Here is a 13105-nt window from a genome sequence, read left to right as displayed (position 1 = left end):
ATGGCAATGCTCACCGTTGAAGACCTTAAAATCTACTACTCAACGCCCCTCGGCCACGTTAAGGCCGTTGACGGGGTTTCCTTTGAGGTTAGGGAAGGAGAAGTCTTCGGAATAGCCGGCGAGAGTGGTTGCGGAAAGTCAACGCTCGTCCACTCCCTAATCCTCAGGAAGCCCCCGATGGTGCACATGGGTGGTAAGGCCCTCTTCAAGGGCAAAGACCTCATGACGATGAGCCCAAAGGAGTCCAGAAAAATCCGCTACACCGAGCTCTCAATAATCCCCCAGTACGCGATGAACGCCCTCAACCCGACGAAGAAAATCAAGGACATCGTGTGGGACTTAGCTAGGGAGCACGGCTACACCGATAGAAACGAGATTGAGAAGCTCCTCCGCGAGAGGCTTGAGATGGTCAAGCTCTCCCCCAAGGTCGCCGAGATGTACCCTGTCGAGCTGAGCGGTGGAATGCGCCAGCGCGCGACGATGGTTGTCTCGACCCTTCTCAACCCCGACCTGCTCATCGCGGACGAGGTCACCTCTGCCTTAGACGTCACGACCCAGCGCGTCGTCATTGAGCTCCTCCACCACTTCATGAAAGAGGGAATCGTCAAGTCCATCATCTTCGTCACCCACGACTTAGCGTTGCTCGACAAGATAGCCGACAGGATAATGATAATGTACGCGGGCAAGGTCGTCGAGATAGGTCCGACCGACGAAGTCATCAACGAGCCGAGCCATCCCTACACCCAGCTTCTCCTCAACTCCCTGCCGAGGATGGGGGTGCAGTACAAGAGGCAGAAGCTCAAGGGAATCCCCGGTTACCCGATTAGTTTGCTCAACCCGCCGAAGGGCTGTCGCTTCTACACGCGCTGTCCCTACGCCCTCGACAAGTGCCCGCACGTCGAGCCGAAGCTCGTGAAGGTGGGCGAGGAGCACTACGCGGCCTGCCATCTCCTCGGGGGTGAAAGCCAATGAGCGAACTTTTGAGGGTCGAGCACCTGACCAAAATCTTCACCTCCGGCTTCATCGGTGGCTTTGAGATTAGGGCCGTTGACGACGTCAGCTTCACCATACGGAAGGGCGAGATAGTTTCCCTCGTTGGTGAGAGCGGCAGCGGAAAGACGACAACAGGAAAGCTCATCCTCCGCCTCATCCAGCCTACATCTGGCAGGATACTCTTCGAGGGTAAGGACATTCTCCAGATGAGCAAGAACGAGCTCAAGAAGAACTACTACCGCCAGGTTCAAGCCGTCTTCCAGGACCCCTTTGCGAGCTTCAACCCGCTCCACCCGATTGACAGGGCCTTCGACCTGATATTCGACTCCTACCTCCCCGACGTTAGCAAGGGCGAGCGCGACGAGATGATTGACAAGGCCCTCATCCAGGTCGGCCTCAATCCTGACCAGATTCGCGGAAAGTTCCCCCACCAGCTCAGCGGCGGCCAGCTCCAGAGAATCCTCATAGCGAGGGCCTTACTGCTGAAGCCGAAGCTCCTCATAGCTGACGAGGCCGTTTCGATGCTCGACGCCTCGACGAGGATTGACGTCCTAAACTTACTCGGCGACTTCAGGGACAAGTACGGAACCTCGGTTCTCTTCGTAACCCACGATTTGGCTCTGGGCTACTACATCAGCGACACGACCATCATCATGTACCGCGGGACGATAGTAGAGATGGGGGACACCGAGAAGGTCTTCCACAACCCGCTCCACCCCTACACCCAGATGCTCCTTGAGAGCGTTCCCGATTTGAACGTCAAGTGGGAGTTCAAGGGAATCGAGCCCGAAAAGGAGGAGGGAACCGTCTATTCTCTCCAGGGCTGCCGCTACGCCCCGAGATGCCCCAAGGCAAAGGAAATCTGCTTCAGAGCCCGTCCCGAGCTCCACGAGGTTGAGAAGAATCACTGGGTTGCCTGTCATCTTTACGGAGGTGAGTGAGATGCACTCGACGATTAGGGAGATTAGGAAGACTCCAGAGGGAATAATGAAGGCCCAAAAGGCCTTTGAAGATTTCATAACCAATCACGACTTCCGGTTACCGAGGGAGATAGTTTACACTGGCTGTGGCAGTTCACACTTCCTGTCGCAGCCGCTGGCCATGGCAACCACCCGCCTCGGGGGCAGGGGAGCGGCCCTCCCCTGCTCCGAACTTCTTTATTCGCGCGAATGGTACAGCATAGGAAACCCCGAGCTTCTGGTGGCAATCTCGCGCTCCGGGGAAACGACTGAAGCTATTAAAGCCCTAAAAGCCCTTGACGTCCCCAGGTTCGCTCTCACGGCCTACGAGAGCACCCTTTCGAGGGAAGCGGACTACGCGCTAATCGTTCCCGCCCACGAGGAGAGCGTCGTAATGACTCACTCTTTCCCGGCCTTCTACTTCGCCTACCTCCAGCTGCTCCTTCACTCGTACGGGAGGGAAACCTTAGACGCCGGGCACGTATCTTCCCTCACCGATGACGTGCTAAAGAACGAGAACCACGTGAGGGAGATTGTGGAAGGCTTTGACTTCAGGAACGTCATCTTCCTCGGCTCGGGGATACTCTATCCAATAGCCCTTGAGGCCATGCTCAAGATGAAGGAAATGGCCCTCTTCTGGAGCGAGGCTTACCACACCTTCGAGGTCAGGCACGGCTTCAAGTCCATAGCGGACGAGGGAACGCTCGTCGTCCTCCTCGTGAACGAGCCCTTCGACTGGCACGAGAAGCTGACGAAGGAATTCCAGGGGCAAAAGGCCAGGGTTCTCACCGTCGGAAGGCGCGACACCGGTGCGGACTACTTCATTGAAATCCCAGAACTGGACGAGCTTGCAAGTCCAGTCCTCTACCTCCCGATAATTCAGCTCCTCGCCTACTACAAGGCCGTATCGCGCGGTTTGAATCCGGACAATCCAAGGTTCCTCAGCAAGGTGGTCAAGTGGTGATGGTGATGAAAGTTGGCCACGATGGTAAGACTTACCTACTGGATGGGGAGCGCTTCCAGGTCTACGGGGGAACGCTCCAGTTCTTCAGAGTCCCAAGGGAGAGCTGGAAGGAAAGGCTGGAGAGGATGAAGAAGCACGGCCTCAACACGGTAGACACCTACGTCGCCTGGAACTGGCACGAGCCCGAGAAAGGGAAGTTCGACTTCACCGGCGAGACGCACCCCCAGAGGGACTTAATAGGCTTCCTTGAGCTGGCAGATAAAGTCGGCCTGAAGGTCATCATAAGGCCCGGTCCATACATCTGCGGCGAGTGGAGGAACGGCGGAATACCCGAGTGGCTCATAAGGGAACACCCGGAAATCCTTGCGAAAGGCCCCAATGGACCCCTGCCGAGGGACATCTACTACCCCCCGATTACCTACCTCCACCCTACATACCTCAAGGCCGTCTCTGAGTGGTACGATGAAGTTCTCCCGATAATCAGGGACTACCTCTACACCAACGGCGGGCCGATAATAAGCGTCTCCATAGACGACGAGCCGTCCTACTGGGAGACCATCTTCCAGCCCTTCCTCACCGACTACAACGAGGTCATCACCCGTCCGGGCGGCCTGTGGGAGGAGTGGCTTCGCTCTAACTACTCCCTCGACGAGCTGAGCGAGCGCTACGGAACGCCGATAAGTGATTACTCCGAGGTCTACGCGCCGGCGAGCGAGAACGAGCCCCTGCCAAAGATACTTGACTGGCACCACTTCAAGATATGGATGACCAACCGCTACGTGGAAATCCTCTACGGGCATCTAAAGCGCTACATCGACGTCCCGATAAGCATCCTCGACCCCTACCTGCTCCTCGCGGCCTGGAGACACTTCTACCGCTACGTTAAGAAGAGAAACCTCGACATCCACCTCTGGACAGAGTTCTGGTACTCCTTCTACCGCTCCTTCGACCTGAAGGAAGACAGGCTCGGCCACATCTACTACAAGACCGGGGTCTACCGCTTCTACCAGAGGAGGCTCGGAACGCCGCCCCTCAGCATAGAGACGCAGGTTTCCCTCGCCCACACCATCGAGCCCGATGAAGCGGAGCACCTCTACTCGCTGATAGCCTCACTCGGAATCCACAACATCAACTACTACCTCTACGTCGGCGGTGAAAATCCAAAAGGCTACGAGTCCCACAACGGCGTGACCTGGGACGTCTACTCGCCGATAGGCCTCGACGGGAGCGAGAGGCCCCACGTTGAGCCAATAAAGTGGCTCGGCGAGTTCCTGCTCAACAACCCGGACTTCGGCAATGCCGAGCTGAGGCCGAGGGTGGCCTTCGGAACCTACGAGCCCTATGAGGCGGTCTCGACCTTTGGCCTGAGGAAGGGCATGACCGAGAGCGTGAACCTCAACGAATACCTCTTCGGTGAGAGGGGCCTCTTAACGCTCCTCGCCATGAGCAACGTTCCCTTCGACGTCCTTGACCTTGAGGAGGCGAGCGTTGAGGAGATGCTCTCCTACGGCCAGCTCTGGGTGTACAGCCTCGATTTCATGTCCCGAGAGGTCCAGGACAAGTTAGTTGAGTTCGTTGCGAGGGGCGGGAACCTCGTAATCCTGCCGATGCTTCCATATCTTGACGAGAACATGAAGCCCTACTCCGCCCTCGCCGAGTTCCTCGGCGTCGAGGTTGAGAGGGCCGAGGCGAGGGACAACGTGAGGCTGATTCAGTTCACGAGCGTCGAGAGCGAGGGAATAGACAGAATGCTCGTCAGGAACACCGTCAGAGAGGTTAAAGGCGGCGAGCCGTTCGTCTTCCACTACGGCAGGCCGGTCGGAACGCTCGTCAGGAAGGGGAAGGGAAGCGCAATCGTGCTCGGCTTCAGGCTCCAGTACTACAACAGCTACCACGACCTCCACAGGAAGTTCGTTGACAAACTGCTTGAGATGCAGAACGTGAAGAGGGACTTCGAGGTCACGGACAGGGACATGATAGCGATTCCGCGCGGCAACTACCTCGTCCTGCTCAACCCCAGAGGCCACAGGGTCTTCGGAAAAGTGCGGTACAGGGGAATCGAGGTTCCCCGGCTCCTCGACGGCATCGAGATGGAGAAGCGCGGTGCCCTCTTCCTGCCCTTCGGCGTTAGGGTCGGAGACGTTGAGGTGGTCTACGCAACGGCCACACTCCTCAGTGGGGACGGAAAAACGCTCCGCTTCAGGAACCACCTGAGCGGTTCCAGCGAGGTCGCTTTGCGGGGCGTTGAGGAAGTCAAGGCGATTGAGGGTAGAATCGTGGACGAGAGCTTTGAGAACGGAATCCTAAGGGTCGTCGTAGAGCATGATAATGAGTTCGAGCTGGGCCTCTGACTCCACTGCCTCCTTCACTTTTTGCTTTTGAAACCTTTTTAAGGCCCCTCCTCCTATTTTTCCCCGCGATGATGAGTGATGGGCGAACCGAAGGGTGAGGAAGGAAAGGTGATCGCTGAGCAACCCTTTTAAGCGCCCGTTCCAACTTTTTTCGGGATGATGAGTTCAGCCTTGTCCGAGCTGTGACGAGGGAGTGACGGACTGACCGCCACTTTTTAAATTAGTCTAATTGAATTCGAAAACCTAATAACCTTAGGGGGCTGAAGGGAATTAGAAAGGTTTAAATATTTTGTGCATATGCACAAAAAGGTGATACGATGGAGGAGATTTACAGGCCCATATGGGTCAGCATAATCGGCAACGTCCTCCTCGCGGTCATAAAGCTCATCGTCGGTTTCCTCTATTCAAGTATAGCCCTCATCTCCGACGGCGTTCACTCCCTCAGCGACGTGGTAACGAGCGTCGCCGGCTACTTCGGCATAAAAGTGGCGTCAAAACCCCCCGATAAGGACCACCCCTTCGGCCACTCTCGCTTCGAGCCCCTCGTGGCCTTTCTCATCGGTGAGGCCCTGCTCGTTGTTGCCTATGAAATCGGAAAGGACTCCCTGCTGAGGCTTCTCCACGGCGAGACGATAGAGGTTAACTCGGTAATGCTCGGGGTCACGGTGGTGTCAATCCTCGCGAAGGAGCTGATGTTCCGCTACTCCGTCTACGTGGGCAGGAAGCTCAACAGCCAAATCCTTATCGCCGACGCCTACCACCACAGGAGCGACGTCCTGAGCAGTGTCGCGGTTTTAATCGGCCTCGGCCTCCAGAAGTTCGGCTTCCAGTACGGCGACGCTCTGGCCGGCCTCGTCGTCGCGGTCTTCCTCGTTAAGGTTTCGCTTGAGATAATCCTCGAGAACGTCGGCTACCTGACCGGAAGGGCGCCCTCGTTCGAGGTCTGCGAGGAAATCAAGAGGCGCGCGCTGAGCGTGCCCAACGTCCTTGGAATCCACGATTTGAGGGCCCACTACGTTGGGAACAGGCTCCACGTCGAGCTCCACATCGAGGTTCCTCCAAACCTGTCCCTTAAAGAGGCTCACGACGTCAGCGAAGAGGTGAAGAAGAGGATAGAGGAAATCCCCGAGGTCGAGAGGGTCTTCGTCCATGTGGATATAAAGGGGGTTACGGAGTGATTTCACACTTTTAGTATCGCGATATTAAATCCTGCGTTATTAACCCTGCACAATCTCCCTCAAATCCCTCAAAAACTCCTCCAAGTGCCCCCGCCTCACGTGGGGCATCAGGACAATTCTGATGTAGCCCCTGTGCGCGCTGATTCCCCAGCCCCTCCTCTTCAGCTCCTCTTCCACAGCTTCAAGGTTCTCAGTGCCGAAGGAGACGATGTTGAGAACCGGCTCGCGGATGAGATAAACGCCCGGTATCTTCTTCAGCTCCCCCGCGAACCACCGGCTCAGCTCCATGGATTTTCTCACGATTTCCTTGTAGCCCTCGAAGCCGAGGTGCTTAATCATCGCCCACACCGCTAAGGCGTTCGCCCCGGGCCTCGTTCCCGTTATCGTCGCCTGCCATATCCTTCCTCCGGCTAAGTAAGGAGCTAAAACGCTTATCGCGTCTATGTACTTCTTCTCGCGGAAGATTATCCCGCCCGCTGGAATCGGTACCATGCCCATCTTGTGGGGGTCTATGGTTACGCTCTTCACGCCCTTCAAGCGAAAGTCGAAGTCCGGGATATCGTAGCCTAAAGCCTTGGCAAAGGGGATGACGAAACCGCCAAACGCCGCATCGACGTGGAGTGGAAGCCCGTAGTCGAGGGCCAAATCGCTCAGAGCTGGTATGTCGTCAACCACCCCGAGGCCCGTCGTTCCGGCTATTCCCACGATTCCAATCGTGTTGTCCGTAATCTTCTCCTCCACGTCCCTCACGTTGACCGTGTAGTCTTCGTTCAGCTCCGCCCAGACGAGTTTAACTCCGAGCATCTCGCCGGCCTTGATGAAGGAGAAGTGGGCGCTTCTTGGAAGAATCAGCTCCGGCTTTTCCACCTCCGCCAGGTTGCGGAAGGCCCTCACCGCCAGGATGTTGGCCTCGGTTCCGCCCGAGACTATGTGCCCGTAGCCCCTTTCGAGACCGAGGAGGTTTGAGAGCATCTCGACGGCCTCTTCCTCGACTTTACGGCTCCCCGTGTGCAGGCCGGGGTCGCCGAGGTTCCTGTCTATGAACTCCGTGATGATTCTAACCGCGAAGGGATGTGGATACGTGCACATCGAGCCGAGAATCTTCCCGGAGTCGAAGGTCAGGTCTTCGGCAGTCTTCCGCCGTAGCTCCTCAAGCACTTCATCCTCGTCCGCTCCCCTCTCTGGAAACATGCTCTCACCTGGGGGCGGTAGGGTTCGTTGAATTTAAGCTTTCCTCCTTTCGATGTACTTCTTAAAGAATATCGGTGTCGTCAGCGCCGTCAGCATCGAGACCGTTACGACGCTTGCGAAGAGGGCCTGGTCTATTATTCCACTGCTGAGTCCGAAGGTGAGTATCGCGAGCTCAAGGCTTCCCCTTCCTCCCATTCCTATGCCGACGGTGATGGAATCGTCCCAGCTGAGGCCCGAGAGCTTCGCGCCGAGACCGCACCCGAGGAGCTTTCCGAGGACTGCCGAGAGGTAGAGGAGGCCTATGAGGGTCGGGTCGAGGGCTTTCACGGGTGGGTTGAAGACGAGACCGACGTAGATGAAGAACAGCGGTATGAAGAACTCGGTGAGGACGACCTGGAGGTCTTCAATCAGCTCGTTGAGCTTAATCCTCGTGACGACGAGCGGGTCTTTTCTCTCGCGGAGCCTGCTTATGGTGAGTCCCGCTAAGTAAGCCCCGATTATCTGGTTGAGGCCGACCCACTCCGCTATTATGGCCAGGGTGAAGGTGAGGATGAGCGTGAAGGTGAAGAAGACGTTGAGGTTCCTGACTATGGAGTAGAACCAGCGGGAGCGTTTGAAGACGAGCTCCGAGACGAGGAGGGTGAAGGCTATGAAGGCGAATATCTTGACGGTCAGGATTCCAAAGGAGACGGCGTCGAGGCCTCCCTTTGTCATGCCGGTTATTATACCGATGAGGTAAACAGCGACGATGTCGTCAACGAAGGCCGCGCCCATGAGAATCGAGGAAACTTCCCTCTTCACCCTCTCCTTGACGAGGACACCGCTCGTGACCTCTATTGCTGTGTTTCCGAGGGTCGCGCCTATGAATATGGCCGCGGCTATTCCCTTTCCGAAGGCGTAAACCGTGAGGAAGCCGAAGAGGAACGAGAAGGCAACGCCGAGGATTGCCACCAGAACGGCTTTGCCCGTGTTCTGGGCTATCGCCGAGAAGTTGCTCGTCAGGCCCATGTAAAGCATCATCATTATGAGTCCGAATTCCGCCAGAACCCTGAGCTCTTCCCCCGGCTCAACGATTCCAAGGATGAAGGGCCCGAGGAGTATTCCGGTAACCACGTGGGCTATTATGGGGTGTATCTCAATCCTCTCGAAGGCCCACTCGAGGCTCTTTGCAACGACCAGGAGAAGGGCGAGGTAGCCGAGGTACACTTCATCCCCTCCTCGCCAGGAGAACTCCGATTATCCAGAGGAGCATGAGGACGAGCGCGATTACTGAGGCAACGGTTACCGCGCTTCTGCTCGTGCCGAATACGATGGGTATCGGGCCAATCATTATCACTCCCCCGCCCTCGACGTCGCCACTCCCGAGGGCTGAAATAAGCGTTCCCAGAAACACTAACAGAAAGCCGATGAGTATCAGCACTATTCCCGCTCCGATGAGAACTTCTCCCTTCATCGGCGTGAAGTTGAGGTTCCGGTTTTTAAACTTTCCCGCCCACCGGAAGGGTTTAAAGAGTTCCCTCCAACTCCTAACATGCTCGTGCTCGTTGACCTCGACGATACCCTGTGCAACACATGGGAAGCTGGAAAGAGGACGATGCTCCACGCGATTCCTTTCCTCCTGCGCAGGGGCAAGCTCCGGGCCCTTCTCTACCTCCTGACTGCCAAGTACCGCGGTCTTGAGGGTTCAAAAAAGCTCCACACCCTCGACCTTCACGAGCTCGTTGAAGAGCTTTTCAGGAGGATATACCCCAAAATAACCGAGGAGGAGCTTGCCGAGCTATCCTCATTCGTGGAGGAGCACTTCTTCAGGTATCTCCGGCTTTACGATGATGCCCTGCCTTTCCTTCGAGGCCTTCGGAAGCTCGGTGCGAGGGTCGTTCTCGTTACTGACTCCTCCACGAACTGGCAGAGGAAGAAGCTTGAGGTGCTCGGGATAGGGGCTTACTTCGACGACGTAATAATAAGCGGTGAAACCGGCCACAGCAAGTTTGAGGACTACAACTTCCGCCTCGCCCTGAAGAGGTTCCCGGACAGGGAAGTCTACGTCGTCGGCGACCGCGACGAGACTGACATGGCCGGTGCGAGAGCCCTCGGTGCCGTCGGGATACTGGTGAAGAGGGGCTACTTCAGCGGAAGAAAGGTCAGGAATGCCAACTATATTGTCAGGAACCTTTATGAGGCCCTGGAGGTGATTAAACGTGAGCATCAAAAGAGAGCTGAAGCGTAAGGCCCTTCACATCACCGGCCTGACGGTTCCGACCGTTTACCTGCTCCTCGGGAAGACATACACGCTCACCTTTGTGGGAGTCGCGTTCATCCTCTTCGTCGTTCTGGAGCCTTTCCGCGTAATTGAGGAGTGGAGAGACCGGATAAAGGAGAAGCTGAACCTCTACGTTTCTCCAGAGGTCGTGGAGAAGATAGAACTCCTCGAAAACCACATCAATGACATAACGCGCGAACACGAGAGGAACCGGGTTGCGGCGCACATCTACTTCGCCGCCGCGTCTTTCATAGTGGTCTACTTCTTCCCCGAGGAGGTTGCCATAGGTGCGATAGCACTCGCCACCCTCGGCGACGCGCTCGCGGCGATAATCGGGAAGACCTTCGGCAGGCACCGCTTCTCCAATGGGAAGAGCGTCGAGGGAAGCCTCGCCTACTTCATTACCGGAATGGCGCTACTGACTCCCCTCGTGGGTCCGGTTCCAGCCTTCGCGGGTTCGCTCGCCGGAACGATAGCGGAGTTCTACAACCTCCCGCCGGACGACAACTTCTCCAACCAGCTCGCGGTCGCGCTCGCCCTCTACCTCTTCCTCCAGCTCTGAGGGAAAAGGTTATATCACCTTAGGTGATACTGATACTGGTGGGGGGCGTGAAGTTCATATTCGGAATCCACAACCACCAGCCCCTCGGGAACTTCGGGTGGGTGTTCGAGAGCGCCTACGAGAGGGCTTACAAACCGTTCCTTGAGACGCTCGAAGAGTATCCAAACATGAAGGTTGCCGTCCACTACTCCGGCCCGCTCCTTGAGTGGATAGCCGACAGCAGACCCGAGCACCTCGACCTCCTCAAAAGCCTCGTGAGGAGGGGTCAGGTCGAGATTATCGTTGCCGGCTTCTACGAGCCGGTTCTGGCGTCCATCCCAGAGGAAGACCGGGTCGAGCAGATTAACCTTCTGAAGGACTTTGCGGGAAAGCTCGGCTACGAGGCGAAAGGTCTCTGGCTGACCGAGAGGGTCTGGGAGCCCGAACTCGTGAGGACCCTGCGGAAGGCGGGGATAGAGTACGTCGTCGTTGACGACTACCACTTCATGAGCGCCGGCCTGCCGAAGGAGAGCCTCTACTGGCCCTACTACACGGAGGACGGCGGTGAAACTGTGGTGGTCTTCCCGATTGACGAGAAGCTCAGGTACCTCATCCCCTTCCGTCCGGTGAAGAAAACGATTGACTACCTCCACTCCCTCGACGACGGCGACGAGAGCAAGGTCGCGGTCTTCCACGACGACGGCGAGAAGTTCGGCGTCTGGCCCGGAACCTACGAGTGGGTTCACAAGAAAGGCTGGCTCAGGGAGTTCTTTGACAGGATTTCGAGCGACGAGAGGATAGAGGTTCTCCTCTACTCCGAGTACCTGAGGCAGTTTAAACCGAGGGGCCTCGTCTATCTGCCCATAGCTTCCTACTTCGAGATGAGCGAGTGGTCCCTACCGGCGGAGCAGGCGAGGCTCTTCGTCGAGTTCGTGAACCGGCTGAAGGCCGAGGGGATTTTCGACCGCTACCGCGTCTTCGTAAGGGGCGGAATCTGGAAGAACTTCTTCTTCAAGTACCCCGAGGGCAACTACACCCACAAGAGGATGCTGATGGTCAGTAAACTCGTGAGGAACAACCCCGAGGCGAGGCGGTTCCTTCTGAAGGCCCAGTGCAACGACGCCTACTGGCACGGCGTCTTCGGCGGAATCTACCTCCCGCACCTCCGCAGGGCCGTCTGGGAGAACATCATAAGGGCGAACAGCTACGTTTCCACTGGAACGTTCGTCCGCGACATCGACTTCGACGGCCACGAGGAGGTCTTCATCGAGGGAGAGAACTTTTACTACTCCTTCAAGCCCGGCCTCGGCGGTTCCCTCGTCGAGCTGAGCTCGAAAGAACGGGCAGTTAACTACGCCGACGTCCTGGCAAGGCGCTACGAGCACTACCACTCCACCGGAAGCGCCGTCCCGGAGGAAGAGGGCGACGGTGTCGAGAGCATTCACGAGCTTTCGGGCGAGGTTCCAGGGGAGATTAGGAAAGAGGTCGCCTACGATTCCGTCAGGCGGGCGCTCCTCCAGGACAGGTTTTTAAGGCCAGAAACGACCCTCGACGACTTCAGGCTGAACCGCTACGAACCCCTGGCGGACTTCGCCGGAAAGCCCTACTGGTATTCGTTCGACGGAAACGAGCTGAGGCTCTGGAGGCATGAGGGGGACTTCTCGGTCGTCAAGGTCTTCAGGCCGGATGAGAAGGGCTTCACCGTTGACTACACCGTCTCGGGAAGGGGGACCTTCGCGGTCGAGCTTAACGTTGCAGTCCACAGCGTGATGGAGGCGCCGGGGGAGCTGGAAGGCTCGAGGGTTGAAGTGAACGACCGCTACGCCGTCGGGAAGTTTTCCATTGAGCTCGATAGAAAAGCGAGGATGTGGAAGTTCCCGGTAAAAACGCTGAGCAAGAGCGAAAGCGGGTGGGACTTCATCCAGCAGGGAGTGAGCTACACCTTCCTGTTCCCGCTCGACGGGGAGTTAAGGTTCAGGCTCTCCTTCAAAGAACGCTAGACCCTGAGGGAGACCCCCTCCATGTCCTTTCTTATTGACTTGACGACGTTGAATTCCGTCATTCTTCCCAGGGACGATACCCGGATGACCGTCGTGGCAACGTCTTCTAAGAGCCCCAAGAGAAACTTTCTGCTCTCATCTAGTAGGGACGTCTTGATGAAGTGAACCGCCAGTCTGTTCTCGTTTCCGACGTATTGGGATAGGAGGCTGAGAAGCAGGTGAACGTTTTTGGGCGCTACCTCTGAAGTCGCGAAGAGCTTCTCGATGCCCAAGGCTATCGTTAGAACGGGTGCATTTTCCTCAACAAACTTCTCATACGCCTCTCTGAACTTCCCCACGAGTATAACCGGCTCGCTGAGGTCGCTTATCCATGCAACAACCTTTCCGTTCTTTGTCTTCCCGCCTATCTTTATGACGTTGACGTTCTCAAACGTCTCGCCGTCGAAACCGGCCAGCTTGGCCTTGGCCTTTATTAGGTGTAGGGAATCAACGACATCCACAACGAGGATTGTGTAGCCCTTGGAGAGGCCCCAGGTTATGAGCTGGTGCAGCCCAAAGTACTGGTCTTTAACGTCAGTCCTCTCTATCAGCACGATTTCCCCTGGCCTTAGTGAATCCCATAGGCCGTTGATGATATCGCCGAGCATGCAACCACCCCTTTGATAACT

General features: G+C 56.7%; 12 protein-coding genes. 8 read left to right on the top strand and 4 right to left on the bottom strand.

All coding sequences use genetic code 11. From position 1 onward, the window contains the following. The 5 genes from E3E30_RS08330 (at window position 1) to E3E30_RS08310 (ending at window position 6445) form a co-directional block, all read left to right on the top strand. Entirely contained in the window at window positions 1-972 is a 972-nt protein-coding gene (locus E3E30_RS08330) for an ABC transporter ATP-binding protein (protein ID WP_042691099.1), read from the top strand. Continuing rightward, window positions 969-1934: an oligopeptide/dipeptide ABC transporter ATP-binding protein gene (locus tag E3E30_RS08325; RefSeq protein WP_167729210.1), complete on the top strand. Its 966-nt coding sequence runs from the start codon at window positions 969-971 to the stop codon at window positions 1932-1934. Before E3E30_RS08330 ends, E3E30_RS08325 begins: the two co-directional genes overlap by 4 nt. A gap of 1 nt (window position 1935) precedes the next feature. Further along, window positions 1936-2916, top strand: a complete 981-nt coding sequence (glmD, locus tag E3E30_RS08320) for a glucosamine-6-phosphate deaminase (RefSeq protein ID WP_167729389.1) — start codon at window positions 1936-1938, stop codon at window positions 2914-2916. 5 nt (window positions 2917-2921) lie between these two features. Further along, the gene (glmA, locus tag E3E30_RS08315; RefSeq protein WP_167729388.1) at window positions 2922-5267 is read left to right on the top strand and encodes an exo-beta-D-glucosaminidase; all 2346 of its coding nucleotides are present in this window, start codon (window positions 2922-2924) and stop codon (window positions 5265-5267) included. Between the two features lie 317 nt (window positions 5268-5584). Beyond that, on the top strand, window positions 5585-6445 hold the full coding sequence (locus E3E30_RS08310) for a cation diffusion facilitator family transporter (protein WP_167729209.1): 861 nt from the start codon (window positions 5585-5587) through the stop codon (window positions 6443-6445). Between the two features lie 39 nt (window positions 6446-6484). Here E3E30_RS08310 and mfnA read toward each other — a convergent pair whose 3' ends face one another. Genes mfnA through E3E30_RS08295 form a run of 3 tightly spaced genes read right to left on the bottom strand, consistent with a single transcriptional unit; the run spans window position 6485 to window position 9089 of the window. Beyond that, window positions 6485-7636 carry a tyrosine decarboxylase MfnA gene (mfnA, locus tag E3E30_RS08305; protein ID WP_167729208.1) on the bottom strand — a complete coding sequence of 384 codons (1152 nt, stop codon included), beginning with the start codon at window positions 7634-7636 and terminating at the stop codon, window positions 6485-6487. Between the two features lie 33 nt (window positions 7637-7669). Continuing rightward, complete coding sequence (locus E3E30_RS08300) at window positions 7670-8842, bottom strand: cation:proton antiporter (RefSeq protein WP_167729207.1); 1173 nt, start codon at window positions 8840-8842, stop codon at window positions 7670-7672. Window position 8843: 1 nt separating this feature from the next. Beyond that, a complete protein-coding gene (locus E3E30_RS08295; protein WP_167729206.1) occupies window positions 8844-9089 on the bottom strand; it encodes a DUF131 domain-containing protein in 246 nt (81 codons plus the stop codon). 78 nt (window positions 9090-9167) lie between these two features. On the opposite strand from E3E30_RS08295, the gene E3E30_RS08290 reads away from it, so the two are divergent. From E3E30_RS08290 to E3E30_RS08280, 3 genes are read left to right on the top strand one after another with little or no spacing between them, the layout of a single operon-like run. Next, window positions 9168-9863, top strand: a complete 696-nt coding sequence (locus E3E30_RS08290; protein WP_167729205.1) for an HAD family hydrolase — start codon at window positions 9168-9170, stop codon at window positions 9861-9863. Further along, window positions 9835-10458 (top strand): diacylglycerol/polyprenol kinase family protein, encoded by a 624-nt coding sequence (locus tag E3E30_RS08285; protein ID WP_042691114.1) that lies wholly within the window; start codon window positions 9835-9837, stop codon window positions 10456-10458. Before E3E30_RS08290 ends, E3E30_RS08285 begins: the two co-directional genes overlap by 29 nt. Before the next feature lie 38 nt (window positions 10459-10496). After that, window positions 10497-12437, top strand: coding sequence for an alpha-amylase/4-alpha-glucanotransferase domain-containing protein (locus E3E30_RS08280; protein ID WP_167729204.1), 1941 nt, complete (start codon window positions 10497-10499; stop codon window positions 12435-12437). Here E3E30_RS08280 and E3E30_RS08275 read toward each other — a convergent pair. Next, window positions 12434-13084: a DUF257 family protein gene (locus E3E30_RS08275; protein ID WP_167729203.1), complete on the bottom strand. Its 651-nt coding sequence runs from the start codon at window positions 13082-13084 to the stop codon at window positions 12434-12436. The genes E3E30_RS08280 and E3E30_RS08275 overlap by 4 nt on opposite strands. Window positions 13085-13105: the final 21 nt, after the last annotated feature.

It is taken from the genome of Thermococcus sp. 9N3 (genome assembly GCF_012027685.1).
In the GTDB taxonomy this organism is placed as follows: domain Archaea; phylum Methanobacteriota_B; class Thermococci; order Thermococcales; family Thermococcaceae; genus Thermococcus; species Thermococcus nautili.
The sequence above is the reverse complement of the archived record's forward strand: the minus strand, read 5'-3'. Positions and strand labels throughout refer to the sequence as shown.

What these genes read in the sequence shown, in the direction of transcription:
- E3E30_RS08330 (WP_042691099.1), top strand. Translation starts at nt 1, where the DNA reads ATGGCAATGCTCACCGTTGAAGACCTTAAAATCTACTACTCAACGCCC.
- E3E30_RS08325 (WP_167729210.1), top strand. Translation starts at nt 969, where the DNA reads ATGAGCGAACTTTTGAGGGTCGAGCACCTGACCAAAATCTTCACCTCC.
- glmD (WP_167729389.1), top strand. Translation starts at nt 1,936, where the DNA reads ATGCACTCGACGATTAGGGAGATTAGGAAGACTCCAGAGGGAATAATG.
- glmA (WP_167729388.1), top strand. Translation starts at nt 2,922, where the DNA reads ATGAAAGTTGGCCACGATGGTAAGACTTACCTACTGGATGGGGAGCGC.
- E3E30_RS08310 (WP_167729209.1), top strand. Translation starts at nt 5,585, where the DNA reads ATGGAGGAGATTTACAGGCCCATATGGGTCAGCATAATCGGCAACGTC.
- mfnA (WP_167729208.1), bottom strand. Translation starts at nt 7,636, where the DNA reads ATGTTTCCAGAGAGGGGAGCGGACGAGGATGAAGTGCTTGAGGAGCTA.
- E3E30_RS08295 (WP_167729206.1), bottom strand. Translation starts at nt 9,089, where the DNA reads ATGAAGGGAGAAGTTCTCATCGGAGCGGGAATAGTGCTGATACTCATC.
- E3E30_RS08290 (WP_167729205.1), top strand. Translation starts at nt 9,168, where the DNA reads ATGCTCGTGCTCGTTGACCTCGACGATACCCTGTGCAACACATGGGAA.
- E3E30_RS08275 (WP_167729203.1), bottom strand. Translation starts at nt 13,084, where the DNA reads ATGCTCGGCGATATCATCAACGGCCTATGGGATTCACTAAGGCCAGGG.